Raw genomic sequence first — 24242 nt, forward strand, 5'->3', positions numbered from 1 at the left:
GGCCCTTCCGCCGCGCGCCCGTCCGGCTCAGGCTTCTGCCGCGGCGGCCTCCTTGGCGTACGTCACCGCCTGGAGAAGCGTCAGTCCGGGCTCGGCCCGACGCAGGATCTTGATGGCCTCCACGGAGTCCGCCGGGCCCTCGTGCCCGGCGGCGTCGAGCCGCTGGCGCACCCACCGCCCGCGCAGCTCGCCGTCCGGCCGCCGGGCGGACTCCTCGGCCAGCGCGAGGGCACGCTCCAGTCCCGGGCGCTCGGCGTCGGGGGCGGCCTCCAGCGCGCGCCGAAGGCCGGTGACGACATCGGGGGCGTCGCGGACGACGAGAACGGCGAGAGGCTGGGGCTTCCGGAACAGGCTCATGATCCACCGCTACCCGGGCCGACCCGGCTCTCACCGGAGTTGAGCAAGATCTGAGCGGCGGGGTCCACGGCTCCGCCCACCTCGGGACCGAGCCCGGTCCGGGGCTCGGACCGGGGGCCTTCGGCAGCTCAGGCCGGGGCCTTCGGCAGCTCGGTCCGGGGGCCGTCGGCAGCTCAGCCCGAGGGCTGTCGGCGGCTCCGGCAGGCGGGCCCCGCCCGACGCTCCCGGCCGGCCTCCGCCAGCAGCCCCGGCAGGCGGCCCCACCCGACAGCCTCCGCCCTCGCCCCCGGGGCCGGCGCCCTCGGTCCAACGACCGAGCCCTCCGGGCGCGCACGTCGGTCCGCAGGCGGAGGCGCGCCCGCACCCCGGCTGCGTACGGTCGGCGTATGACACTCGACCTGGACGCGTACTTCGCCCGCATCGGCTGGACCGGCGAGCCCCGCCCCACCCTGGAGGTGCTGCGGTCCCTGCACCGGGCGCACCTGATCGGCATCCCGTTCGAGAACCTGGACGCCGTCCTCGGCTCCGCCCCGTCTCTGGCGCTCGACGACCTGGAGGCGAAACTCGTGCGCGGCGGGCGCGGCGGCTACTGCTACGAGCACAACACCCTGTTCTCCACCGCCCTGCGGCAACTCGGCTTCCCCGTCACGCTGCTGGCGGCCCGCGTGCTGCTGGGCGCGGCGCCGGGCGACGTCCGGCCGCGTACGCACATGCTCATGAAGGTGGACGTGGAGGGCGAGCCGCATCCGTATCTGGCGGACGTCGGCTTCGGGGCGACCGGCGCCCTGGTGGAGCCGATCGCCCTGGTGGAGGGCGCCGAGCTGTTCGACGGCCCGCGCCACCACCGCCTCGTCCACGTCGCGCACGACGGACCGCTGCCGATGTGGGAGCTCCAGGCGGAGAAGGGCGGCGCGTGGGAGTCGCAGTACGCGTTCACCCTGGAGCCGTTCGAGGCGCCGGACTACGAGGTGATCAACTGGCACATCGCGACGCACCCGCGCTCGCCGTTCCGGCAGGCGGTGTACGCGCAGCGCACCCTCCCCCACGCGCACCTGCTGCTGGCCGGGCTGGACCTGATGGAGACGGCCGACGACGGCACGGTCGAGGAGCGGGTACTGAAGGACGGCGACGAGGCGCTGCGGGTCCTGTCGGACGACTTCGGCATCCGGCTCCCGGAGGGCACCCGGCTGCCGGAGTGACGGCTTCGGGGCGGACCCCGTCCGACCGTCCCCGGCGGCCGGGCGGACCCCGCGTGGCGCATCTCACCCGCCCCGCCCGCCCACGCCTCCTTTCCAAGCCGCCACGCCGCCCCGACCGGGAGATCCCACGGTCCGGGGCGGCGGCGGGCATGGCGATGGAAGACGGGGCGGACCCGGGGTGTGCCCCGGAGGGAGTACGCCGGGAGCAATCCCCGCGCAGCCCGTGAAACGCCGCCGTAAGCTCGCGGACATGCAGGTCATCCAGTCGACGAAGCTCGCCAACGTCTGTTACGAGATCCGGGGCCCCGTGCTGGAGGAGGCGATGCGGCTGGAAGCGGCCGGTCAGCGCATCCTCAAGCTGAACACGGGCAACCCGGCCGCGTTCGGGTTCGAGTGCCCGCCGGAGATCCTCGAGGACATCCTGCGCAACGTCGCGGGCGCGCACGGCTACGGCGACGCGAAGGGCCTGCTGTCCGCGCGGCGTGCGGTGATGCAGCACTACCAGACCAAGGGCATCGAGCTCGACGTCGAGGACATCTACCTGGGCAACGGCGTCTCCGAGCTGATCCAGATGTCGATGCAGGCGCTGCTGGACGACGGCGACGAGGTGCTCGTACCGGCTCCCGACTATCCGCTGTGGACCGCCTCGGTCTCGCTGGCGGGCGGGACGGCCGTGCACTACCGGTGCGACGAGCAGGCCGACTGGATGCCTGACCTCGCGGACATCGAGCGGAAGATCACCGACCGGACCAAGGCCCTGGTGATCATCAACCCGAACAACCCGACCGGCGCGGTGTACGACGACGAGATGCTGCGCGGGCTCACCGAGATCGCCCGGCGCCACAACCTGGTCGTCTGCTCCGACGAGATCTACGACCGGATCCTGTACGACGGCGCGACCCACACCCCGACGGCGGCCCTGGCCCCGGACCTCATGGTGCTGACCTTCAACGGGCTCTCCAAGAACTACCGGGTGGCCGGATACCGTTCCGGCTGGATGGCCGTCTGCGGCCCGAAGGCGCACGCCACCTCGTACATCGAGGGGCTGACGATCCTCGCCAACATGCGGCTCTGCGCCAACATGCCCTCACAGCACGCGGTCGCCACCGCGCTCGGCGGACGGCAGTCGATCGAGGACCTGGTGCTGCCGGGCGGCCGGATCCTGGAGCAGCGGAACACGGCGTACGACCTGCTGACCTCGATCCCCGGGGTGACCTGCGTGAAGCCGAAGGGGGCGCTGTACCTCTTCCCCCGGCTCGACCCCAAGGTCTACAAGGTCAAGGACGACCGGCAGATGGTGCTGGACCTGCTGCGGGCCGAGCGGATCATGGTCGTCCAGGGCACCGGGTTCAACTGGCCCGAGCCCGACCACTTCCGGATCGTCACCCTGCCGACGGTCGAGGACCTGACCGACGCCGTGACGCGGATCGGCAGCTTCCTGGACGGTTACGGACAGCCGTAGCCGGGCCGGCCGGCCGGCGGACGGTCGCAGACAGCCACAGCCGGGCCGACAGGCGGGCAGGCCGGCAGCTCGGCAGCTCGGCAGCTCGGCAGCTCGGCAGCTCGGCAGCGGATGGTCACGGACAGCCGTGCACCGATCACACTTCCGGATCGCAGACAACTTTAGACTCGTTCCAATGTAGGATGGTTCCACGCACCCTCGGGAGGCCATCCATGTACGAGCCGATCCGCAGCCCCTCGGTCCACACCCCGGCCGACGACGCGGACTTTCCGCACCGCAGCCGTGAGGAGGAGCTGGACATCCAGCTCGCCGGGCACCTGGCCGCCCTCCTCGCGGTCACCGACGAGCTGGGCCTGGGCGCGGCGGGCGACCGTATCGCCGAGCAGGTGGCCCGGCTGCGTGGCGCCCCGCCCGCCCGGCACGCGGGCCTGACCGATGCCGCCCCCACCGTTCTCCACCGCCGCGCGCACGCCCTCGCGGGCCGCGCCCTGCTGGTGGCCGCATCCCGCGCGGACACGACCGCCGCCATCCTCGCCGCCGAGCGGATGGACGCCCACACCGCGGCCCTCGCCGGCCCGGCCGCGTCCGGACAGCTGGTCGGCGCCCACTGACGGCCCCGGTCCGCGCGCCTCGGAGGCGTGCGGACCGGGTGCCACGGACCTCACGGCGTCTCGAAGAACCGGGCCGCGGCGCCCGGAAACAGGGCGGCCCCCGGAACCGTGAGGGGGTTCCGGGGGCCGGGAGGGGTGTCCTTGGTCGGGGACAGGCCCTCCGGGGCCGTCGGCGACGACGGGCGCGACGACAGGCCCCGTACCGCGGCGGATCGTTCGGCCCCACAGGTCAGGGCGGATGTCCGATGGACCCGGCCGCGGGGTCCGTGATGAGCGCCGGGATCAGCCCAGGCGCTCGACGAGCGCGTGGTACTCGTCCCACAGCTCCTTGGGCGTGTGGTCACCGAAGGTGTTGAGGTGTTCGGGGACCAGAGCGGCCTCCTCGCGCCAGACCTTCTTGTCGACGGTGAGCAGGAAGTCGAGGTCGGCCTCGGAGAGGTCCAGGCCCTCGGTGTCCAGCGCGCCCTTGGCCGGCAGGATGCCGATCGGGCTCTCGACGCCCTCGGCCGTGCCCTCCAGACGCTCCACGATCCACTTCAGGACGCGGCTGTTCTCGCCGAAGCCGGGCCAGACGAACCTGCCCGCGTCGTCCTTGCGGAACCAGTTCACGTAGTAGATCTTCGGCAGCTTGGCCTGGTCCTTGTCGGCGCCGACCTTGACCCAGTGGTTCATGTAGTCGCCCATGTTGTAGCCGCAGAACGGCAGCATGGCGAACGGGTCGCGGCGCAGCTCGCCGACCTTGCCCTCGGCAGCGGCGGTCTTCTCGGAGGCGACGTTGGCGCCGAGGAAGACGCCGTGCTGCCAGTCGAAGGACTCGGTGACCAGCGGGACGGCGGAGGCGCGGCGGCCGCCGAAGAGGATCGCGGAGATCGGCACGCCCTTGGGGTCCTCCCACTCGGGCGCGATGATCGGGCACTGTCCGGCGGGGACGGTGAAGCGGGCGTTGGGGTGGGCGGCGGGCGTGGCGGACTCGGGGGTCCAGTCGTTGCCCTTCCAGTCCGTGAGGTGCGCGGGCGCCTCCTCGGTCATGCCCTCCCACCACACGTCGCCGTCGTCGGTGAGCGCGACGTTCGTGAAGACGGAGTTGCCCCACATGGTCTTCATGGCGTTGGCGTTGGTGTGCTCGCCGGTGCCGGGCGCGACGCCGAAGAAGCCGGCCTCGGGGTTGATCGCGTAGAGGCGGCCGTCCTCCCCGAACCGCATCCAGGCGATGTCGTCCCCGATGGTCTCCACGGTCCAGCCGGGGATGGTCGGCTCCAGCATGGCGAGGTTGGTCTTGCCGCAGGCGGAGGGGAAGGCGGCAGCCACGTACGTCGACTCACCGCGCGGCGGGGTGAGCTTCAGGATGAGCATGTGCTCGGCGAGCCAGCCCTCGTCCCGGGCCATGACGGAGGCGATGCGCAGGGCGTAGCACTTCTTGCCGAGCAGGGCGTTGCCGCCGTAGCCGGAGCCGTACGACCAGATCTCGCGGTCCTCGGGGAAGTGCGAGATGTACTTGGTGGAGTTGCAGGGCCACGGGACGTCCTCCTGGCCCTCCTCCAGCGGCGCGCCGAGGGTGTGGACGGCCTTCACGAAGAAGCCGTCGGCGCCGAGCTCGTCCAGGACGGCCCGGCCCATGCGGGTCATGGTGCGCATGGCGACGGCGACGTACGCGGAGTCGGTGATCTCGACGCCGATCGCGGAGAGCGGCGAGCCGACGGGGCCCATGCAGAAGGGGACGACGTACATCGTGCGCCCGCGCATGGAGCCGCGGAAGAGGCCGCTCTCCCCCGTGAAGATCTCCCGCATCTCGGCGGGGTCCTTCCAGTGGTTCGTCGGCCCCGCGTCCTTCTCCTCCCGGGAACAGATGAACGTACGGTCCTCGACGCGGGCGACGTCGGTGGGGTCGGAGGCGGCGTAGTACGAGTTGGGCCGCTTGGTCTCGTCCAGCTTGGTGAACGTGCCCTTGGCGACGAGCTCCCCGCACAGGCGCTCGTACTCGGCCTCGGAGCCGTCGCACCAGACCACCCGGTCCGGCTGGGTGATGGCTGCGATCTCGTCGACCCAGGAGATCAGCTCCTGGTGGTGGGTGGGGACGGTGAGGGGAGCCGCGATGTCGCGCGCCACGATCGCTCCTACGGTGAGGGTGTCAGTTGTCTGTAGGCCCCGTGGGGGCTGCGACCCGGATGCTTCGTACCCTTCGAAATCCCCTGGCGCTCATCCGGTGCCGACTGCACTCATTTGATCATCCGACCGATCCGCCCATATGTCCAGGGGGCCTCACACGTGAGCATCGCCACTCGTATGCGCCCCGTATCCGCTACTTACGGGGGCGTAGGTAGCATGCGGGTCATGACTGACGCCGCCGCTGCCGCCGCGACTCCAGGCCCCGTCGCCCTCGCCACCACCCCCGTCAAACCGCGGATGCGCGGCTGGCTGCACGCCGGAATGTTCCCGGCGGTCCTGATCGCCGGGATAACCCTGATCGCGCTGACCGACAGCACGACGGGCCGGATCGCCTGCTCGGTCTACGTCCTCAGCGCCTGCCTGCTGTTCGGCATCAGCGCGGTCTACCATCGCGGCAGCTGGGGGCCGCGCGGTGAGGCAGTGCTGCGCCGCCTGGACCACGCGAACATCTTCCTGATCATCGCGGGCACCTACACCCCCCTGACGCTGCTCCTGCTCCCCGAGTCGACGGCCCGGCCCCTGCTGTGGGCGGTCTGGGCGGCCGCGGCGGCGGGCATCGCCTTCCGGGTGTTCTGGGTCGGCGCCCCGCGCTGGCTCTACACCCCGTGCTACATCGCGATGGGCTGGGCGGCGGTCTTCTTCCTGCCCGACTTCATGCGGACGGGCGGCATCGCGGTCCTGGTCCTCGTCATCGTCGGCGGGGTGCTCTACAGCGCGGGCGGCGTCATCTACGGCATCAAAAAGCCGAACCCGTCGCCGCGCTGGTTCGGTTTCCACGAGGTCTTCCACTCGCTGACGCTGGCGGCGTTCATCGCGCACTACGTGGGCATCTCGCTGGTGGCGTACCAGCACGGCTGAACACGCGCGGGTCACGGGTGAGGGGCCGGTCGCACGCGACGACCGGCCCCTCACCCCTGTCCGCAGGCGTCAGCCGCCCAGCTTGGCCGCCAGCTCCCCCGCGTCCGTCGTCGGCGCGTCGCAGACGAAGTGGCGGCAGACGTACGCGGTCGGCTCGCCGCCCACCAGCGGCCGGTCCACCAGCAGCGGGAACTCGGCCCCGGCCCCCGGCCCCTCACCGGCCGCGACCACCGCACCCGGGGCCCGCCCCAGCAGTGCCGTACGGTGCAGCTCACCGCCGACCGGTCCCGCGACGGCGACCTCCCGGGGCCCGTCGAGCAGCGCCTCGGCCACCGCGAGCCCCCAGCCGACGAACCGGGGGACGCGGGGCCCCAGGGCCTTCACCACGCCGAGCGCGCCCTCCGCGGCGGTGCGGTGGGCCTCGGACCCGGTGTACGCGGCGTACGAGAGCAGCGCCCCGGCGGCGGCCGTCCACCCGGACGGGGTGGCACTGTCGGTCGGGTCCTGGGGCCGCCGGATGAGCTGCTCGGCGTCGTGGGCGGTGTCGTACAACTGACCGCCCTCCCCCGTGAACTGCTCCAGCACGATGTCCAGCAGGAACCCGGCGAACTCCAGCCAGGCGCCCTCCCCCGTCACCGCCGCCAGCGTGAGGAACCCCTCGGCGACATCGCCGTAGTCCTCCAGCACACCGGCGTTGTCCCCGGCCCGCCCGTCCTTGGAGGTGCGGGTCAGCCGGGCCACCTCGCCCAGGTGCACCCGGACCAGCAGATCGGCGGCCTCGGTGGCCCGCTCCACGAGGTCGGGCCGGTCGAAGCAGGCGCCCGTCTCGGCGAGGGCGGCGATGGCAAGACCGTTCCAGGCGGCGACGACCTTGTCGTCCCGCCCCGGGTGCGGCCGCTCGTCACGGGCGGCCAGCAGCCGGGCCCGTACGCCGGCGACGCGGTCGGCGTCCACGGGTCCGGCGTCCCCCGACAGCCGCAGCACGGAGGCGCCCTCCTCGAAGGTCCCTTCCTCGGTCACCCCGAAATAGTCTGCGGCGAAGGCGGCGTCATCCTCCCCCAGCACCTCGCGCAACTGCTCGGGCGTCCACACGTAGAACGCCCCCTCGACGTGCTTGCCCTCCGCGTCCTCGCTGTCGGCGTCCAGGGCGGAGGCGAACCCGCCCTCCGCCGTCCGCAGCTCCCGCACCATGAAGTCGGCGGTCTCCAGGGCGATGCGACGGGCCTCGTCCGACCCGGTGGCCCGCCAGAGGTGGGCGTACACCCGGCAGAGCAGGGCGTTGTCGTAGAGCATCTTCTCGAAGTGCGGGACGATCCACTCCCGGTCCACGGAGTACCGCGCGAACCCGCCGCCGAGCTGGTCGTAGATCCCGCCACGGGCCATCGCCGCACAGGTGTCGGCGGCCATCTGGAGGGCCCCCTCGGCCCCGGTACGGGCGTGGTGCCGCAGCAGGAACTCCACCACCATGGCCGGCGGGAACTTGGGCGCGCCCCCGAACCCGCCGTGCTGCTCGTCGTACTCCCGGGTCAGCCCGAGCAGGGCCTGCGCCACCTCGGACTCCCCCGGAACCCCGTCACCGCCGTGGACCAGCGACCGCCCCGCCAGATCGGCGACGATCCGTCCGGCGACCTCGGCGACCTCGTCCCGCCGGTCGGCCCAGGCGGTCGTGACCCCTTCCAGGACCTGCTGGAAGGAGGGCGAGCCGTGCCGGGGCTCGGGCGGGAAGTAGGTCCCGAAGTAGAAGGGTTCGGCGTCCGGCGTGAGGAAGACGGTCATCGGCCACCCACCGTGCCCGGTGGCCGCCTGCACGGCCTCCATGTACACGGCGTCGACGTCGGGCCGCTCCTCCCGGTCGACCTTCACGGGCACGAAGTGCGCGTTGAGGTAGGCGGCCACGGTCTCGTCCTCGAACGACTCGTGGGCCATGACGTGGCACCAGTGGCAGCTGGCGTACCCGACGCTGAGCAGTACGGGCACATCCCGTTTTCTGGCCTCCTCGAACGCCTCGGACGACCAGGGCCACCAGTCGACGGGGTTGTCGGCGTGCTGGAGGAGGTACGGGGAGGTGGTCTGCGCAAGTCGGTTGGCCATGCACCCCATCCTCGCGCACCGGTTCCCACGACGCGGCTGCGCCACGGGGCGGGGTGGGAAGGGGCAGGTGGGACGGGTCGGCGCCCTCTGCGCCGGGGACGCTTCCGATTGCCGGGCCGTCGGACAGCACCGGGCAGTAGGGCTGAGCCCAGCAGCGACGAAACTGTGGATACGCCGCGAAGGAAGCACACCATGACCGCCGAGATGATGACGCCCGCGTGGATGCACGCACAGATCAGCGCAGAGGAGTACGACTCCTGGTCCGAGGAGCAGTGCGCCGGCATCGAGATCGTGGACGGGATGGCCGTCGTGAGCCCGAGCGCCTCCAAGCGCCACCACCGGCTGGCCCGCATCCTGGCCAACGCCCTGGACGCCGCCGCAGGCCCGGACTGGAACGCCGACACGGACTTCGACGTCCGCCTGCAGGACGTTCCCCTCACCAACCGCCGCCCGGACGTCACCGTCTACCGGGCGGAGACCATCGACCTCACACCCACCCGCCCCGAGCACGTGCTCCTGGTCGTCGAGGTCGTATCGCCCGGGTCGGAAACAACCGACCGGATCGTGAAGGTGGACCAGTACGCCAAGGCCGGCATCCCCTTCTACTGGCGCATCGAGCAGGCCGCCACCGGTGTCCCGATCGTGTACACCTACGTCCTCGACCCCGCCACCAATGCCTACCGGAACGGCGAGATGTTCACCGGCACCGTGAAAGCCACCGCCCCGTTCTCCGTCACGGCCGACCTCGGGGCCCTGTAAGCAACGACGAATCGCCCGTACCCTCGGCGTCTCCGAAGCCCTGTTGACCAGGACAAGTCCGCGACCGGGGGCCTTTGGGCGGCTCTCCTCAGCCCAGAGGCGTCGTAGACGGTCCGGGGGGAGGTACAGAGCTTCAACCAGATGCCGACCCACACTGTCTCGCCGGGGACGAGCCGCGCGGTGAGCCGCCCCCGCTTAATGCCCGTCACCCTGACGGCGTGGCTCGTCGGCAGCAGTTCGCGCTTCGAGGGCTTCGCAGACGCCCCTGACCCGCAGCAGGCCGGCTCGCCGACCACCGTCGTCGCTACGGACAGTGCTGTGAGCGAGGACCTATCGACCTTCGCCCACAGCACTGACGCAGGGGAAGACCGACCTTCCCCGCTTGAAATGGCTGCTCTCCCGGCTGCGGGTCGAACCGGTCAGTCAGGAGGATTCCCTCATCGCGGTGGCGCTGCTCCGGGACGCGGGCGGGCTGCATGGGCACAAGTACGCAATCGACGCCCTCGTCGCCGCGCTCGCGCTCCGTGTCCCGACCCCCGCGATCGTTCTGACCTCCGACCATGACGACTGGTCGAAGCTCTGCGGGAAGCGCGTGATCATCAAAGAAGTGTGAGCACGCCCCAGCCACCGGGTTCGCGAGGTCACACCGGTAAACCGGTTCATACGCCCCAGCTCGCAGCGCCCGGCGCGAGCGGTGAAGCACTGACGGGCCCACCCCACTTGGCCGAACTGCGCTGACACGGACGGATACGTGAGGCCCCCGACGGCGTGACAGCCGCACTCCACCGGCCGGGCCGCCGGGCGCGCCCCGGCGGCGGGCCCTGGTGATCCTGTGGCGGGTGCGATGGCGCTGATCCGGGTCGACGCAGGCGGACACCACATGCCGGGCCCATCGTCGCCAGGCGCGGATTCCCCGGAAGCGTACGACCTGACGCCTGAGCCCCTCCCCCTCGTGACTGCCGACGGCGCCGCGATGACGGCGCTCTGCGCCACCCGCGGCGCCCACGCTTCGTACCCGGGAGACCACCCCGTCCCGTCGGCCCTTGCCTGCGGGCTAAACGATCGTTTAGCATCCTGAACATGCGTTCAATCATGAGGGACGGCGACGACCGGACGAAACGGGCCGTCATGCGCGACGAGGCCCTCCGGCTCTTCGCGGAGTCCGGGCCCGACGCGGTGTCCGTACGGCAGATCGCGCAAGCCGCCGGCGTGTCACCGGGGCTCGTGCTGCACCATTTCGGCTCGAAGGACGGCCTGCGGCAGGACGTCGACCGGCATGTGCTGGCCGTCTTCGAGGCGGTGCTCGGCGAGGTCTCGGCGAACGGCCCGGAGGGCCCCGAGCAGACCGGTGGACAGGCGCGTTCCCTCGGAGCCGCCGTACTGCGCCATCTGCCCGAGGACTCGCCGGTCCCCGCCTACCTGGGGCGACTGCTGATGTCGGACACCGAAGCCGGCCGCACCCTCTTCCACCAGCTCTTCGAGCTCAGCCTGCGAACCCTGGAGGAGATGGAGCGGGCCGGTCAGGCGGCGCGCGGAAGCGATCCGCAGGTGCGGGCCGCGTTCCTGCTCGTCAACGACCTCGCGCTGCTCCTCCTGCGACCACGGCTGACCGAGGTCCTGGGAACCGACCCGCTGTCCGCCGCGGGCCTCGAACGCTGGGCACCGGAAGTCATGGCCGTCTACGGCGGAGGACTGGCCGCCGAGGGAACAGGAGATACGGCATGAGAGCAGTGATCTGCGGGGCGGGGATCGCAGGGCTCGCCCTGGCACGCCGACTGGACGCGCAGGGCTGGAACGTCGTGGTGCTGGAGAAGGCCCCCGGCCCCCGGACCCAGGGGTACATGGTCGACTTCTTCGGCCCGGGGTACGACGCGATGGAGGCCATGGGGCTCCTTCCGCGGCTGACGGAACTGGCCTACCGCATCGATGAGGCGAGCTTCGTCGACGAGCACGGGCGTCGCCGCGCAGGCCTGGACTACACCCAGTTCTCGCGCGCGCTCGGCGGGCGTCTGATGAGCATCATGCGGCCCGACCTCGAACTGGCGCTGCGCGAGACGCTCCCGCCGGGGGTGGACCTGCGCTTCGGCACCGGCCCCGCGAGCATCGAGGAGACGTCCGAGGAGGTGCGCGTGACCCTGGTCGACGGCAGCATCGAACGGGCCGACCTGCTGGTCGGCGCCGACGGCGTTCACTCCACCGTGCGCCGACTGGCCTTCGGCGGCGAGGCGTCCTTCCTGAAGTACCGGGGGTTCCACACGGCCGCCTACGTCTTCGACGACCCGGACGTCTTCGAGCAGGTGCGGGGCCGGCTCTGCCTGACCGACACGGTCGATCGCCAGATGGGTCTCTACGGCCTGCGCGACGGGCGGGTCGCCGCCTTCGGTGTGCACCGGTCCGAGACCGGAGACATTCCACGCGACACCCGGGAAGCCGTCCGCCATGCCTACCAGGGGCTCGGCTGGGTCGTCCCGCGCGCCCTGCGCGCGTGTCCTCCGTCCAGCGAGGTGTACTACGACCAGGTGGCGCAGATCGTGATGGACCGCTGGAGCAGGGGGCGCACGGTGCTGGTCGGGGACGCCGCCTACGCCGTGTCGCTGCTCGCGGGCCAGGGAGCCTCGCTCGGCGTCGCGGGAGCGTACGTGCTGGCCGAAGAACTCGACCGGGCGTCGTCCGTGGCGGCCGGACTGGCCGCGTACGAGCAGCGCTGGCGCCCGGTGACTGTGGACAAGCAGGAGGCGGGCAGGGCGGCGGCCGAGTGGTTCCTCCCGGCGTCGCCGTCACGGCTGCGCGTCAGGCGGGCGGCCATGCGACTGTCCGGACTGCCCGGAGTGGGGCGGCTCGTGGCCCGCTCGCTCTCCGGAAAACCGGCCGTCCTGGCCCGTGAGACGGCGAGCGGCCGCTAGAGATCGTCTTCAAAGGTGATCAGGTGATGAGGGATCATGCTTGTCATGGTGCGTCGTCATGAGCTTTCGGATGCCGAGTGGGCTGTGCTGTCGCGGTTGCTGCCGAGTTCGGGGACTGCGGGGCGGCCTCGTTCGGACGACCGGCTGGTACTGAACGGCATCGTGTGGAAGCTGCGGACCGGATCAGCCTGGCGTGATGTGCCGGAACGTTATGGTTCCTGGCAGACCTTGTACACACGTTTTCGCAGGTGGGCGCTGGACGGGACGTTCTCGCGCATGCTGCGGGCCGTCCAGGCGGAGAAGGACGCGGCCGGGGACATCGACTGGCTGGTGTCGGTCGACTCCACCATAGTTCGGGCCCACCAGCATGCCGCCGGCGGCAAAAGGGGGCGGTCGACAGGGACGAAGCGGGTGATCACGCCCTCGGCCGATCCCGTGGTGGACTGAGCACGAAGGTCCACCTGGCCTGCGACGGGCGCGGCCGTCCTCTCGGCTTCGTCCTGTCGGGCGGCAACGCCAACGACTGCACCCGCCTCGAGAAGGTGATGGACTCGATCAGCGTGCCCAGAGTCGGGTCCGGGCGTCCACGCTCCCGGCCCGACCACGTGGTCGCCGACAAGGGCTACAGCTCTCGAAAGATCCGCGCCTACCTGCGACGACGCGGCATCCCCCACACGATCCCCGAACGCGCCGACCAGATCCTGGGCCGGCTGAACCGCAGCACACGCGGCGGACGGCCGCCCGGTTTCGACCGGTGCATATACCGCCGCCGCAACGTCGTCGAGCGCTGCTTCAACCGCCTCAAGCAGTGGCGCGGACTGGCCACCCGCTATGACAAAACCCGCGAGTCCTACCAGGCGGCCGTCACCATCGCCTCCATCATGCTCTGGATCTGACCTTTGAAGACGACCCCTAGAACCCTCGGGTCCGGGCCGCGTGGTGGTGTTCCGTCACTGCCACTGGCAGCAGGCCGGGGCCTCGACGGACAGCAGGACGGGCACACATCCCGCTTCCCGGCCGCTCGAACGCCTCGCGGCATCGCGGTCCACCGGCCGACGAGGCCGCCCACGTGCTGGAGGAGAGGCGGTCCCCGCACACCGGCCGACCGCATCCCCGGCAGACGGCGAAGAAGGCGCGAAGGCGGTGACCTTCGACCACCGGCGACCGGCGGGGCGACGGCCGCCCGCGTGGTGACCCATGGCGGTGGGCCGGGGAAAGCGACGCCTCGTGGACCGGCCCCCGCCCTGCGCCCCTCGCGCCGGAGCGCGCCACGCAGGACACTTGATCCCGACGCTTGGTATCTGACGCTCCGGCACCCGAGGTCCGGAGCGCGGCACTCGGAGGGGGACACCTATGCGGGACAGCCATCGGGCGGAAGCCGAGAGGCTGTTGGTGCGGGCCGTGGAGGAAGAGGCGCGGCGCAGCGGAGGGCGGACCGACGCGGGTGCGCTGATGTCGCGGGCGCGGGCCGCGCTCGACACCATGGCCGCCAGCGCGGACGAGGAGTACGCCGCCTACACGCAGGCGCTGGACTCGGCGGCGTCCGGTGACCGGCCGCTGGCGGAACGCTTGAACAGATCGGCACTCGGAACGCCTCTGCTGGTGACGGGAGTTGCGGCGGCCGCCGCGTTCGGCGCGGACCTTGCGCTGGGCGCGAACACCGGTCTGGCGTTCGGTGCGGGCGCGGTCGTCGCGGTGGCCGGCACGGCGACGACCGTGGCGAAGGCGACCGCCTCGCACTGGCCCGCCGCCCACCGCCGGGCCGCGGCGGCCGGACAGCCGGGCGGGGCGGAGCAGTTGCGGCTCCAGTGGCTGACCGCCCTGGAGGTGCGGGGCATCCGCCCGTATCTGGACCAGCAGCGGATGCTGACGCCCGCCAAGCGCACCCCGAAGAAGCAGAACGCCCCGGTGGTACGGCAGTTGCGCGGCGGCGACCGCAGCGCGGCGGCCCGCACCCGGGTGGTGCTGGAGCAGTCGTTCGGCCTTCTCCCGCAGGCCGACGGGCCGTTCGGCGGGCGGCGGGCCGAGCTGGCGCAGATCACCCGGTGGGTGCACGCGGCCCGGGCCTCCACGCAGACCCGGCCGACCGTGGTCGTACTGCACGGCGCCCCGGGGTCGGGACGGACCGCGCTCGCGGTGCGGGCGGCCCACACCCTCAAGGACCAGTTCCGGGGCGCGTGCGTGGTCGACCTGCGCGGCGAGGTCGCCGGGGAGAACCCGCTGCCGACCCGCGACGCGCTCCTGCATCTGCTGAACCGGCTGGGCGCGCCGCGCGAGCAACTGCTCTTCCGGGAGGGCTCGTCGGCGGAGCAGCAGGTGCGGCGGCTCTCCGAGCTGTACCACCAGCACCTCACGGGGACGCCGGTCACCATCGTGCTCGACGACGCGACGGACGCCGGTCAGGTGCGCACCCTGGTGCCGGAACGCTCGGACAGCCTGGTGATCGTCACCGCCCGGGAGCCGCTGGAGCTGCCCGGGGACCTGGCGGCCTGGGTGCACCAGCTGCCGGTCGGCCCGCTGGACGCGGCGGGCGCGGAGGAGCTGCTGCGGGAGGTGGCCGGGGAAGAGGAGGCCGGCCCGTACGACTACCCGTCCACGGACGCGATCGTGGAGCTGTGCGGTGGGCTGCCGCTGGCGCTGCGGGTGGCCGGTTCCTCGCTGGGGGCGCGCAGTCGGCACACACTGGCGGCGGACCTGGGAGCGGCCGGGCCGGCCGGCCCCGTGAGCCCGGCGGGACGAGCAGGACCAGGAGGACCGGGGGGATCGGCGGGGTCGCCCCCCGGTGCCCCCGGCACCCCCGGTGCCCCCGGGCCGGTGGACCCGGTCGGGCGGGCCCTGTGGCTGCGCTACACCGACCAGGGCGACCATGCCCGCCGACTGCTGCGACGGCTCGCGCTGGCGGGCCGGGCGAGCCTCGGTGCGGCGGCGGCCGCCTCGCTGCTCGCCGCGGACGAACAGGAGGCGGACCGGCTGCTGGCCGAGCTGGCGCGGGCCGGGCTGCTGACCCGCGTACGGGGATCGCGCTACCGGCTGCACGACTTGGTGCGCGCCTTCGCGCTGGCCCGGCTGCTGGACGAGGAGGAGCCGGCCGAGCGGGCGGCCGCCCAGGAACGGCTGCTGACGAACTACGCGGAGCTGGCCGACGCGGTGATCCGGATGGTCGACGGGAAGATGTCGACCCGCGCCGGGCAGTTCGGCTCGCACGGTTTCGGTTCGCTGGACGCGGCGCTGCGCTGGCTGGACGACGAGTCGAGCTTCATCACGTCCGCGCTGCGGCACGCGGAGGGCGTCGACCAGGCCACCGTGGTGCATCTGCTGGGCGCCCTGTGCGACTACTGCCTGCTGCGCGGGGACCTGTACCGGCTGGGCGAGATCAGCGAGCTGACCCGGGCCGTGGACCAGGGGCTGCTGGAGCGCTCGGTGCAATGGCGTACGGGCATCGCGGCCCGTCAGCTCGGCGAGCTGGACAAGGCCCGCACCACCCTGTCGTCCGTCGTCGGCCTCTACCACGAGGCGCAGAACGACGCGGGCGAGGCGCTGGCTCTCTGCTCGCTCGGCATCACCCTGCATCACCAGGGCCATCTGACCGATGCGGCGGCCCGGCTGGAGGAGGCCCTGTCGCTCCAGTCGTCCGCGGCGCAGGCCGAGGACCGGGCCTGGACGCTGCACGCGCTGGCGGCCGTCGAACGCGACCGGGGCGATCTGCCGAGGGCGCTGGCACTGCTGGCCGACGCGCTGCGGCTGCACCGGGAGGGCGAGTCGCTGCACGGCGAGGCGTGGACGCAGTTCCAGCTGGGCCAGGTCCGGCTGCGCACGGGCGAGGGGGCGGCCGCCGAGGAGGCCCTGAGCACCGCCCTGGAGCTGTACGGGCGCACCCGCGACGGGCGCGGTGAGGCATGGGCGATCACTCAGCTCGCCCGGGTCCGGCTGCTGGCCGGGGACGCGGCCGCCGCGCTGGAGCAGCTGCGGGACGCCCTGGCCCTGCACCGGGACAACGAGGACGCGCGGGGTGAGGCGTGGACCCTGTACTACCTGGGTCAGGCGCTGGAGGAGAACGGGGACACCGATCAGGCGGTACGGGAGCTGGAGCGGGCCCGCACGATGTTCTCCCGGATGCGGGACGTGTACGGGCTGGCGTGCGCCCGGCACCATTCGGGCCGGGTGACCCGGGACCAGCGGGCCGCGCAGACGGGCAACCTCCGCAACTCGGGGTTCGCCCGGCAGCTGCTGATGGACGCGCGGGCGGATTTCCGGCGGATCAAGGTGCCGTACGGCGAGGCGTGGGCGTGCGTGGAGCTGGCGCTGATCGACGCGGGCAACGGGCGGGCCGCGCAGGCGCTGGAGCTGTGCGGTGAGGCGGCGGAGCTGTTCGCGTCGTACGGGGACGCGCGGGGCGGCGACTGGGCCCGGTTCCTGCGCTGCACGCTGCTGCCGTACGCCTCGCCCGGGGGCAGCGAGGTGGGCACGGTGGTCGCGCAGCAGGAGCTGGCCGAACTGGTCGCGGCCCGGCATCCGGCCCGGGACACGAAGCTGGAGCAGTCGGCGGCGGCGTTCGCGGTGGCGCTGGAGCGGGGCGTCGACCTGGAGGACGGCTGGCAGGCGTGGCGGCTGGGTCTGACCCCGACCCGCGGGGCCGGCCAGATCATGGGCGTGGCGGTGGAGCCCAGCAGGTCGTGAGGGGAGGCGGCGCGGACCGGCGACCGGCCGCACCCGACGGGAGCGGCCCGCACCGGCGACCGCCCACGTCCTGGCCGGGCCCGGCCAGGACGCCGTGACCGTACGGGACGGGACGCGGCAACGGGAACGAGGCGTCCGGCCACCCGGCCGGACGCCCTTCCCGACGCCGTACGGGCCTCCCCCGTCACCGTGCGCGGGCCTCCCCGACGCCGTACGGGCTCCCCGTCACCGTGCGCGGGCCCCCGTCACCGTCCGGGCCTCCCCCTCACCGTGCAGGCTCCCCTGCCCCCGTACGCGCGAGATCGGCTCCCGTACCGCCGGAGTCAGCTCCCGTACCCCCGGAGCCGGCGCGCTACTTGCCGGGCGAGGCCGCCTTGCCCTTGTCCGCGGCGGGCTCGGCGGACTCGGCCGCCGCCGCGTCCGGGTCGGGGGCCTCCTCGAAGTTCACCCGGCCCATGTGCCGGTTCATCGACTTCATCAGGGCCCACACGCCGACGGCGAGCGCGGCGAAGACGAGGAAGCCGAGGACGCCGGGGGTGACCTTGTTCTTGTCGAGCTCTTCGGCGGCGAGCGGGACGAGGTGCGTCAGTGCCTGGGTCGCGTACATATCAGGCATTGTCGCGGATGCCCGCGAAGAGGTCGCTCTCGGGGAGGGAGGTATCGACCAGAGACTTCGCCAGCTCGTACTCCTCGGTCGGCCAGACCTCCCGCTGGATGTCCATCGGGACCCGGAACCAGCCGCCCTCGGGGTCGATCTGCGTGGCGTGCGCGATCAGCGCCTTGTCGCGGATCTCGAAGAACTCGTCGCAGGGGACGTGCGTGGTCAGGGTGCGCTCGACGCGCTCGAACTCCTCCCAGCGCTTCAGCCAGTCACCGTACGGCGACTCCAGGCCCCGGGCGAGGAGCGCCTCGTGCAGGGCGACGGTGCGCGGCCGGTTGAAGCCCTGGTTGTAGTAGAGCTTGCGGGGTGTCCAGACCGGGCCGAACTCGTCCTCGGGGAAGCGCTCCGCGTCGGCCGCACCGTCGAACGCGATCATCGAGATCGTGTGCGTCATGATGTGGTCGGGGTGCGGGTAGCCGCCGTTCTCGTCGTACGTCGTGATGACCTGCGGCCGGAACGCGCGGATCTTCGCCACCAGGCGCCCCGCGGCGAGCTCGGGGTCCTCCAGGGCGAAGCAGCCCTCGGGCAGCGGCGGCAGCGGGTCGCCCTCGGGCAGCCCCGAGTCGACGAAGCCGAGCCACTCCTGCCGGACGCCCAGGATCTCCCGGGCCTCGTCCATCTCCTTCTTGCGGACCTCGTGGATGTTCTTCTCGATGTACGCGTCGCCCTGGAGCTTCGGATTGAGGATGGAGCCGCGCTCGCCCCCCGTGCAGGTCACGACCAGCACGTCCACCCCCTCGGACACGTACTTGGCCATGGTGGCCGCGCCCTTGCTCGACTCGTCGTCGGGGTGGGCGTGAACGGCCATCAGTCGCAGCTGCTCAGTCAAAGCTCGATCCTCAGTCATTGGTCGCTCTGGTCGATCATCGGTCGCTCTGGTCCGTCCGGTCGGTGTGGGGCGCGATCGGGTGACGGGGGTGCGGCTTCTATAGTGACTGAACGAGGGGCCGGAAAATTCCTCGATGCCGGGCCCGGAGGGAACGATCATGACGACGGTTCGCGAGGCTGCGCCCGAGGGGCGGTACGGCCGGACCGAGGACCAGCGTGCGGACCGCAAGCTGAAGATCGTCGGATCGGTCCTGGGCGTCGCGCTGCTCGGCGTGATCGGGTGGATCGGCTACGACTACGTGGGCAACCAGGGCATCAGCGGCGAGATGATCAAGTTCAAGATCGTCTCCGACAGCCGGGCCGACGTCCACCTGGAGGTCCGCAAGGACCGCGAGGGGCACGGCTACTGCGTCGTGCGGGCGCTCAGCGAGGACGGCTCCGAGGTGGGCCGCAAGGAGGTCCGGTTCGACCAGGCCGAGGACCGGATCGACGAGGTCGTGACGGTCGTGACCCGGTCCCGGGCGACCGCGATCGAGCCGATGGGCTGCACCGCCGACGACGGCCCGCGCGGCTGATCCGGGCACACCGGCCCTGACCTGCGGCAACCGAGGACGCGGCGGCCGTTCCTGGCGTGTGACGGTTTACCTTCTCCCCCTTTTCCTGGGGAATTGTTAGGCTCGTGGTTTCGCCCACCCGCAGAGGCACATGCTTCTGGGTAGGGCGATGCTTTGTATTTCCAGCACTTCCCAGTACCGACGAGGAGCACCTGTGACCCAGACCAGCGAAAACGTCACCTGGCTCACGCAGGAGGCGTACAACCAGCTCAAGGCCGAGCTGGAGTACCTGTCTGGTCCCGCGCGCACGGAGATCGCCGTCAAGATCGCGGCGGCCCGTGAGGAGGGTGACCTCCGGGAGAACGGCGGGTACCACGCGGCCAAGGAGGAGCAGGGCAAGATGGAGCTGCGGGTGCGCCAGCTGACGCAGCTCCTGGAGCACGCGAAGGTCGGCGAGGCGCCGGCCGACGACGGCGTGGTCGAGCCCGGCATGGTCGTCACGATCGCCTTCGACGGCGACGAGGACGACACGCTGACCTTCCTGCTCGCCTCCCGTGAGTACGCCAGCACGGAGATCGAGACGTACTCCCCGCAGTCTCCGCTCGGCCTCGGTGTCAACGGCAAGCGGACGGGCGACAACGCGGACTACGAGCTGCCGAACGGCAAGACCGCGACGGTGAAGATCATGGCGGCGAAGCCCTACACCGGCTGATCCGGCCAGCCACAGCAGACGACGACGCGGGGCCCCGGCCGGAGAAGGCCGGGGCCCCGCGTCGTCGCTCCGGGCCGGGGCTCCCGCCGTCGTTCCGGGCCGGGGCTCTCCGCGACGTTCCGGGCCCGCTCACGGCTGCGGCCTCAGGAGCCACGGACCTCAGGAGCCGCGGGCCTCAGGGACTGCGACCTCACGACCCGCGGCCTCACGACCCGCGGCCTCAGGCAGCGGCCGAGCGGTACTTGCGGACCGCGAGGGTGCGGAAGACCACGACGATCAGCACCGACCAGATGATCGAGGCGATGATCGGGTGCTCCATCGGCCAGGCCCCGGTCACGGACTTCGGCACGCCCGGCATCGTGTTCCCGAACAGCTCGCGGGCCCCCGCGACCGTGGCGCTGAAGGGATTCCATTCGGCGACGTGCTGGAGGAACGTCGGCATGCCGGTGACCGGCACGAAGGCGTTCGAGATGAACGTCAGCGGGAACAGCCAGATCAGCCCGCCGGAGGTGGCCGCCTCCGGGGTGCGCACGGACAGGCCGATCAGCGCGCCGATCCAGGAGAAGGCGTAGCCGAGCAGGAGCAGCAGCAGGAAGCCGCAGATCACCTTGCCGATGTTCTCGTGGGTGCGCCAGCCCACCAGCAGGGCGACCCCCGCGAGGACGACGAGGGTGAGGGTGGTCTGGACGAGGTCGGCGAGCGTCCGTCCGGTGAGGACCGCGCCCCGGGCCATCGGCAGCGACCGGAAGCGGTCGATGAGCCCCTTGTGCATGTCGTCGGCGATGCCCGCGCCGGCGCCCGCGGTGGCGAAGGTGACGGTCTGGGCGAAGATGCCCGCCATCAGGAACTCCTTGTACAGCTGCGGGTCCGTGGATCCGCCGATGCTGATCGAGCCGCCGAAGACGTAGGTGAACAGCACCACGAACATGATCGGCTGGATCAGCCCGAAGATCACCATCTCGGGGATCCGGGTCATCCGGATCAGGTTCCGTCGGGCGACGACGAGGGAGTCCTTCACGGACTGGGTGACGCCCCCGGAGGGACGGGGCACCAGCGTGGGGGCGTCCTTGGCGATCGCGCTCACTGGCTGTCCTCCTTGCTCCGTGAGCCGTTCCGGGCGTCACTCGGGGAGCCGTTCCGGGCGTCGTCGCTCGGGGAGTCCTCCGGGGCGTCGCTCGGGGGGCCCTCCCGGGAAGCGCTCGGGGAGCCGCCGCTCCGGGAGTCGCCGGGGGACCCCTCTTCCCCGTTCTCGGGCGCCTCGGCGGCGTGGCCGGTGAGGGAGAGGAAGACGTCGTCGAGGGTGGGCCGGCGCAGGGCGATGTCGTCGATCTCCACCCCCCGGGCGTCCAGGTCCCGGATGATCTCGGCCAGCAGTTTGGCGCCGCCGCTGACCGGCACGGTCAGCTTGCGCGAGAGCCGTACGACGCTGACCTCGCCCTTCCCGAGGGAGCTCAGGACGGACCGGGCGCGCTCGATCTCGTCGGGGCGGTGCACGACGACCTCGACGCGCTCGCCGCCGGTGCGGGCCTTGAGCTCGTCGGAGGTGCCGCGGGCGATGACCTTGCCGTGGTCGATGACGCAGATGTCGTTCGCGAGGCGGTCGGCCTCCTCCAGGTACTGGGTGGTCAGCAGCAGCGTCGTGCCGCCCGCCACCAGGTCCTCGATCACGTCCCAGAGCTGCTGCCGGTTGCGCGGGTCGAGGCCGGTCGTCGGCTCGTCCATGAACATCACGGGCGGCGAGACGACGAGTGCCGCCGCGAGGTCGAGGCGCCGGCGCATACCGCCGGAGTACGTCTTGGCGGTGCGGTCGGCGGCGTCGCCGAGGTTGAACCGGTCGAGCAGCACGGCCGCGCGGGCCTTCGCGTCCCGGGCGCTGAGCTGGTAGAGCTGCCCGACCATCCGGAGGTTCTCCCGGCCGGTCAGGTACTCGTCGACGGCGGCGAACTGCCCCGAGAGCCCGATCGACCGGCGTACCTCGTTGGGCTTCTTCAGTACGTCGATCCCGGCCACGGTCGCCGTGCCGCTGTCCGGGCGCAGCAGTGTGGTCAGCACCCGTACGGCGGTGGTCTTGCCCGCGCCGTTGGGCCCGAGCAGTCCGAGGACGGTGCCCTCGGGGACGTCGAGATCGACACCGCCGAGGGCTTGGACGTCACCGAAGGTCTTCACCAGACCCTCGGCGTGGATCGCACCTGGCATGGAGAGACTCCCCCGTCACTCGTGGACGACCGCACTCGTACGCGGCTGGCTCGGCGCCTGTTCGCGCTTGTCCGGCGATCCTAGGATTCCCGGGGCCTCGCCGCGCGCTGAACAGCAAAATCCGGCCAAGCGGCGCGAAGCGGACGGTCAGCCCATGACCCGGTAGCCCTCCGCGCGCAGCGTCTGCTCGACGTCCGCGCAGTGCTGCGGGCCCTTCGTCTCCAGGTACAGGTCGACCTCCGCCTCGGTCAGCCCGAGGCGCGGATCGGTGCGCACATGGCTGATGTCGAGGACGTTGGCGTCGGCCACGGTCAGCGTGGCCAGCAGGGCGGCGAGCGCCCCCGGGCGGTCGGTGAGCCGCAGCCGCAGGCTGAGGTAGCGGCCCGCCGCCGACATCCCGTGCCGCAGGATGCGCTGCATCAGGAGCGGGTCGACGTTACCGCCGGACAGCACGGCCACCACCGGCCCGCGGAACGCCTTCGGGTCGCTGAGGAGCGCGGCCACCGGGCTCGCCCCGGCGGGCTCGACGACCAGCTTGGCCCGCTCCAGGCAGAGCAGCAGGGCGCTGGACAGCTCGTCCTCGGTGACCGTGCGGACCTCGTCGACCAGCTCCTCGACCAGGGCGAACGGTACGTCGCCGGGGCGGCCCACCTTGATGCCGTCGGCCATCGTGGCCGGAGCGTCCAGGGAGACGGGGTACCCGGCGGCGAGGGAAGGCGGGTAGCAGGCGGCGCCCTCGGCCTGGACGCCGACGATCCGGACGTCGGGGCGCAGCGCCTTCACCGCGACGGCGACGCCCGCCGCGAGCCCGCCGCCCCCGATGCCGAGGACGATCGTGCGGACCTCCGGGCACTGCTCCAGGATCTCCAGGCCTAGGGTGCCCTGGCCCGCGATGATGTCGGGGTGGTCGAAGGGATGGATGAAGACCGCGCCGGTGTCCTCCGCGTACCGCTGGGCAGCGGCGAGGGTCTCGTCGACGACCTGGCCGTGCAGCCGCACCTCGGCCCCGTACTCCCGGGTCGCGGCGACCTTGGGCAGGGGCGCCCCGACGGGCATGAAGACCGTGGAGCGTACGCCGAGGAGGGACGAGGCGAGCGCGACGCCCTGGGCGTGGTTCCCGGCGCTGGCGGCGACCACCCCGGCCGCCCGCTCCACCGGGGTGAGGCCGGAGATCCGGACGTAGGCGCCGCGCAGTTTGAAGGAGCCGGTGCGCTGGAGGTTCTCGCACTTGAGGTGGACCGGGGCGCCGACCAGCTCGGTCAGATGGCGGCTTCCCTCCAGGGCGGTCACCCGGGCCACCCCGTCCAGCATCTTCTGCGCGCCCCGGACGTCGTCGAGGATCAGGGCCGGGTGGCGGTGGGTCGCGCGGAAGTTCATGGCCGCAAGTCTTGCAGCTCGGACCGGGCGCGGCAGACTTGTCCATGGCGGCCTGCGGTGGTGTCCGCAGGTTTGTGCGGCACTGGTACACGTTGCCCCGGGGCCGCGTACTCTGTCCCCCACCCATCCGACACCGCACGAAGAGAGCCCCCGGCCATGCCCCCTCAGGACATGACGACTGCTGCGTCTCCTTCCGGGGGCGCCGCCCCCCAACACCCGGGCCCCGACCCCCTGCTGGACGCGCTCCAGCATCAGGTGGCCGTCTTCGCCCGCCGTGCCGAGCAGACCCGCCTCGGCGGTGTCGGCCAGGTCCGCAACTCGATGGACCGGGCGGCCTACCTGCTGCTGAACCGTCTTGACCGGGAAGGGCCGATGGGCGTCAAGGCGCTGGCGGCCGGGATGGGGATCGACTCGTCGACGGTGACCCGGCAGGTCGCCCCGCTCGTCGACACCGGTCTGGTCAAGCGCACCTCGCACCCGGAGGACGGCCGTGCGGTGGTGCTCCAGCTCTCCCCGCGCGGTCAGGCCCGCCTGGAGGAGGTCCGGGCGTCGCGGCGTGAGCTGATGTCGCAGGTGACGGACGGCTGGACCCAGGAGGAGCGGGACACGTTCTGCGCCCTGCTGACCCGTTTCAACGGGTCGCTGGCGGCCCGGCAGGCCGCCCACCAGCCGCCGCAGCCGGACTGATCCTCCTCCCGGTCCCGCCCGCCCTCTCCGCCCCGCCCGTCGGCGATCCCGTCGTACCCGTGAAGGCCCCAGCCCCCCGCCGCGCGGCGGGGGGCTTGCCGTACTCTTCCTGGAGAGTTTCCCGAAGGATACTTTTTAGAGGTA

General features: G+C 72.1%; 20 protein-coding genes and 1 pseudogene. 13 read left to right on the forward strand and 8 right to left on the reverse strand.

Annotation, left to right across the window (positions count from 1 at the left end; translation table 11 throughout):
- Positions 1 to 27: 27 nt before the first annotated feature.
- Positions 28 to 357 (reverse strand): hypothetical protein, encoded by a 330-nt coding sequence (locus KME66_RS11055; RefSeq protein WP_216321502.1) that lies wholly within the window; start codon positions 355 to 357, stop codon positions 28 to 30.
- Positions 358 to 743: 386 nt separating this feature from the next.
- Here KME66_RS11055 and KME66_RS11060 point away from each other — a divergent pair, with 386 nt between their 5' ends.
- The 3 genes from KME66_RS11060 (at position 744) to KME66_RS11070 (ending at position 3629) form a co-directional block, all read left to right on the forward strand.
- On the forward strand, positions 744 to 1556 hold the full coding sequence (locus tag KME66_RS11060; RefSeq protein ID WP_216321505.1) for an arylamine N-acetyltransferase: 813 nt from the start codon (positions 744 to 746) through the stop codon (positions 1554 to 1556).
- 250 nt (positions 1557 to 1806) lie between these two features.
- On the forward strand, positions 1807 to 3018 hold the full coding sequence (locus tag KME66_RS11065) for a pyridoxal phosphate-dependent aminotransferase (protein ID WP_216321508.1): 1212 nt from the start codon (positions 1807 to 1809) through the stop codon (positions 3016 to 3018).
- 212 nt (positions 3019 to 3230) lie between these two features.
- Positions 3231 to 3629: a hypothetical protein gene (locus KME66_RS11070; protein WP_216321511.1), complete on the forward strand. Its 399-nt coding sequence runs from the start codon at positions 3231 to 3233 to the stop codon at positions 3627 to 3629.
- 282 nt (positions 3630 to 3911) lie between these two features.
- Here the strand turns inward: KME66_RS11070 and KME66_RS11075 are convergent, their stop codons facing one another.
- Positions 3912 to 5735: a phosphoenolpyruvate carboxykinase (GTP) gene (locus KME66_RS11075; RefSeq protein WP_073215455.1), complete on the reverse strand. Its 1824-nt coding sequence runs from the start codon at positions 5733 to 5735 to the stop codon at positions 3912 to 3914.
- A 225-nt stretch (positions 5736 to 5960) separates the two neighbouring features.
- Between KME66_RS11075 and KME66_RS11080 the strand changes: the two genes are divergently transcribed.
- Positions 5961 to 6653 carry a hemolysin III family protein gene (locus KME66_RS11080; RefSeq protein WP_216321514.1) on the forward strand — a complete coding sequence of 231 codons (693 nt, stop codon included), beginning with the start codon at positions 5961 to 5963 and terminating at the stop codon, positions 6651 to 6653.
- Positions 6654 to 6722: 69 nt separating this feature from the next.
- Here the strand turns inward: KME66_RS11080 and KME66_RS11085 are convergent, their stop codons facing one another.
- Positions 6723 to 8744 (reverse strand): thioredoxin domain-containing protein, encoded by a 2022-nt coding sequence (locus tag KME66_RS11085; RefSeq protein WP_216321516.1) that lies wholly within the window; start codon positions 8742 to 8744, stop codon positions 6723 to 6725.
- A 192-nt stretch (positions 8745 to 8936) separates the two neighbouring features.
- Between KME66_RS11085 and KME66_RS11090 the strand changes: the two genes are divergently transcribed.
- The 6 genes and pseudogenes from KME66_RS11090 to KME66_RS11115 all read left to right on the forward strand — a co-directional run bounded on the left by KME66_RS11090 (position 8937) and on the right by KME66_RS11115 (position 17083).
- Positions 8937 to 9503 (forward strand): Uma2 family endonuclease, encoded by a 567-nt coding sequence (locus tag KME66_RS11090; RefSeq protein ID WP_216321518.1) that lies wholly within the window; start codon positions 8937 to 8939, stop codon positions 9501 to 9503.
- A 361-nt stretch (positions 9504 to 9864) separates the two neighbouring features.
- Positions 9865 to 10116, forward strand: a pseudogene (locus tag KME66_RS11095) (DNA-binding protein); the annotation flags it as partial.
- A 467-nt stretch (positions 10117 to 10583) separates the two neighbouring features.
- Entirely contained in the window at positions 10584 to 11228 is a 645-nt protein-coding gene (locus KME66_RS11100) for a TetR/AcrR family transcriptional regulator (protein ID WP_216321520.1), read from the forward strand.
- Positions 11225 to 12406 carry an FAD-dependent oxidoreductase gene (locus KME66_RS11105; protein ID WP_216321522.1) on the forward strand — a complete coding sequence of 394 codons (1182 nt, stop codon included), beginning with the start codon at positions 11225 to 11227 and terminating at the stop codon, positions 12404 to 12406. The genes KME66_RS11100 and KME66_RS11105 overlap by 4 nt, the downstream gene beginning before the upstream one ends.
- Before the next feature lie 45 nt (positions 12407 to 12451).
- A protein-coding gene (locus tag KME66_RS11110) for an IS5 family transposase (RefSeq protein WP_253208297.1) occupies positions 12452 to 13302 on the forward strand; the annotation gives its coding sequence in 2 pieces (ribosomal slippage) (positions 12452 to 12818 and positions 12818 to 13302; 852 coding nt in all).
- 457 nt (positions 13303 to 13759) lie between these two features.
- The gene (locus KME66_RS11115; protein WP_216321524.1) at positions 13760 to 17083 is read left to right on the forward strand and encodes a tetratricopeptide repeat protein; all 3324 of its coding nucleotides are present in this window, start codon (positions 13760 to 13762) and stop codon (positions 17081 to 17083) included.
- A 352-nt stretch (positions 17084 to 17435) separates the two neighbouring features.
- On the opposite strand, the gene KME66_RS11120 is transcribed toward KME66_RS11115, so the two are convergent.
- Positions 17436 to 17690, reverse strand: a complete 255-nt coding sequence (locus KME66_RS11120) for a hypothetical protein (protein WP_216321526.1) — start codon at positions 17688 to 17690, stop codon at positions 17436 to 17438.
- Position 17691: 1 nt separating this feature from the next.
- A complete protein-coding gene (gene mca / locus KME66_RS11125; RefSeq protein ID WP_073228771.1) occupies positions 17692 to 18573 on the reverse strand; it encodes a mycothiol conjugate amidase Mca in 882 nt (293 codons plus the stop codon).
- Between the two features lie 157 nt (positions 18574 to 18730).
- Here mca and KME66_RS11130 point away from each other — a divergent pair, with 157 nt between their 5' ends.
- Positions 18731 to 19147: a DUF4307 domain-containing protein gene (locus KME66_RS11130; RefSeq protein ID WP_073228947.1), complete on the forward strand. Its 417-nt coding sequence runs from the start codon at positions 18731 to 18733 to the stop codon at positions 19145 to 19147.
- A 193-nt stretch (positions 19148 to 19340) separates the two neighbouring features.
- A complete protein-coding gene (gene greA / locus KME66_RS11135) occupies positions 19341 to 19838 on the forward strand; it encodes a transcription elongation factor GreA (protein WP_073228774.1) in 498 nt (165 codons plus the stop codon).
- A gap of 220 nt (positions 19839 to 20058) precedes the next feature.
- Here greA and KME66_RS11140 read toward each other — a convergent pair whose 3' ends face one another.
- The 3 genes from KME66_RS11140 to ilvA all read right to left on the reverse strand — a co-directional run bounded on the left by KME66_RS11140 (position 20059) and on the right by ilvA (position 23411).
- Positions 20059 to 20922 (reverse strand): ABC transporter permease, encoded by an 864-nt coding sequence (locus KME66_RS11140; RefSeq protein WP_073228777.1) that lies wholly within the window; start codon positions 20920 to 20922, stop codon positions 20059 to 20061.
- Positions 20919 to 22034 carry an ATP-binding cassette domain-containing protein gene (locus KME66_RS11145; RefSeq protein WP_253208298.1) on the reverse strand — a complete coding sequence of 372 codons (1116 nt, stop codon included), beginning with the start codon at positions 22032 to 22034 and terminating at the stop codon, positions 20919 to 20921. Before KME66_RS11145 ends, KME66_RS11140 begins: the two co-directional genes overlap by 4 nt.
- 147 nt (positions 22035 to 22181) lie before the next feature.
- Positions 22182 to 23411 carry a threonine ammonia-lyase gene (ilvA, locus tag KME66_RS11150; protein WP_073228781.1) on the reverse strand — a complete coding sequence of 410 codons (1230 nt, stop codon included), beginning with the start codon at positions 23409 to 23411 and terminating at the stop codon, positions 22182 to 22184.
- Positions 23412 to 23567: 156 nt separating this feature from the next.
- On the opposite strand from ilvA, the gene KME66_RS11155 reads away from it, so the two are divergent.
- Entirely contained in the window at positions 23568 to 24098 is a 531-nt protein-coding gene (locus KME66_RS11155; protein ID WP_073228783.1) for a MarR family winged helix-turn-helix transcriptional regulator, read from the forward strand.
- The last annotated feature ends 144 nt before the right edge of the window (positions 24099 to 24242 follow it).

The sequence above is a fragment of the Streptomyces sp. YPW6 genome (genome assembly GCF_018866325.1).
Taxonomy (GTDB): domain Bacteria; phylum Actinomycetota; class Actinomycetes; order Streptomycetales; family Streptomycetaceae; genus Streptomyces.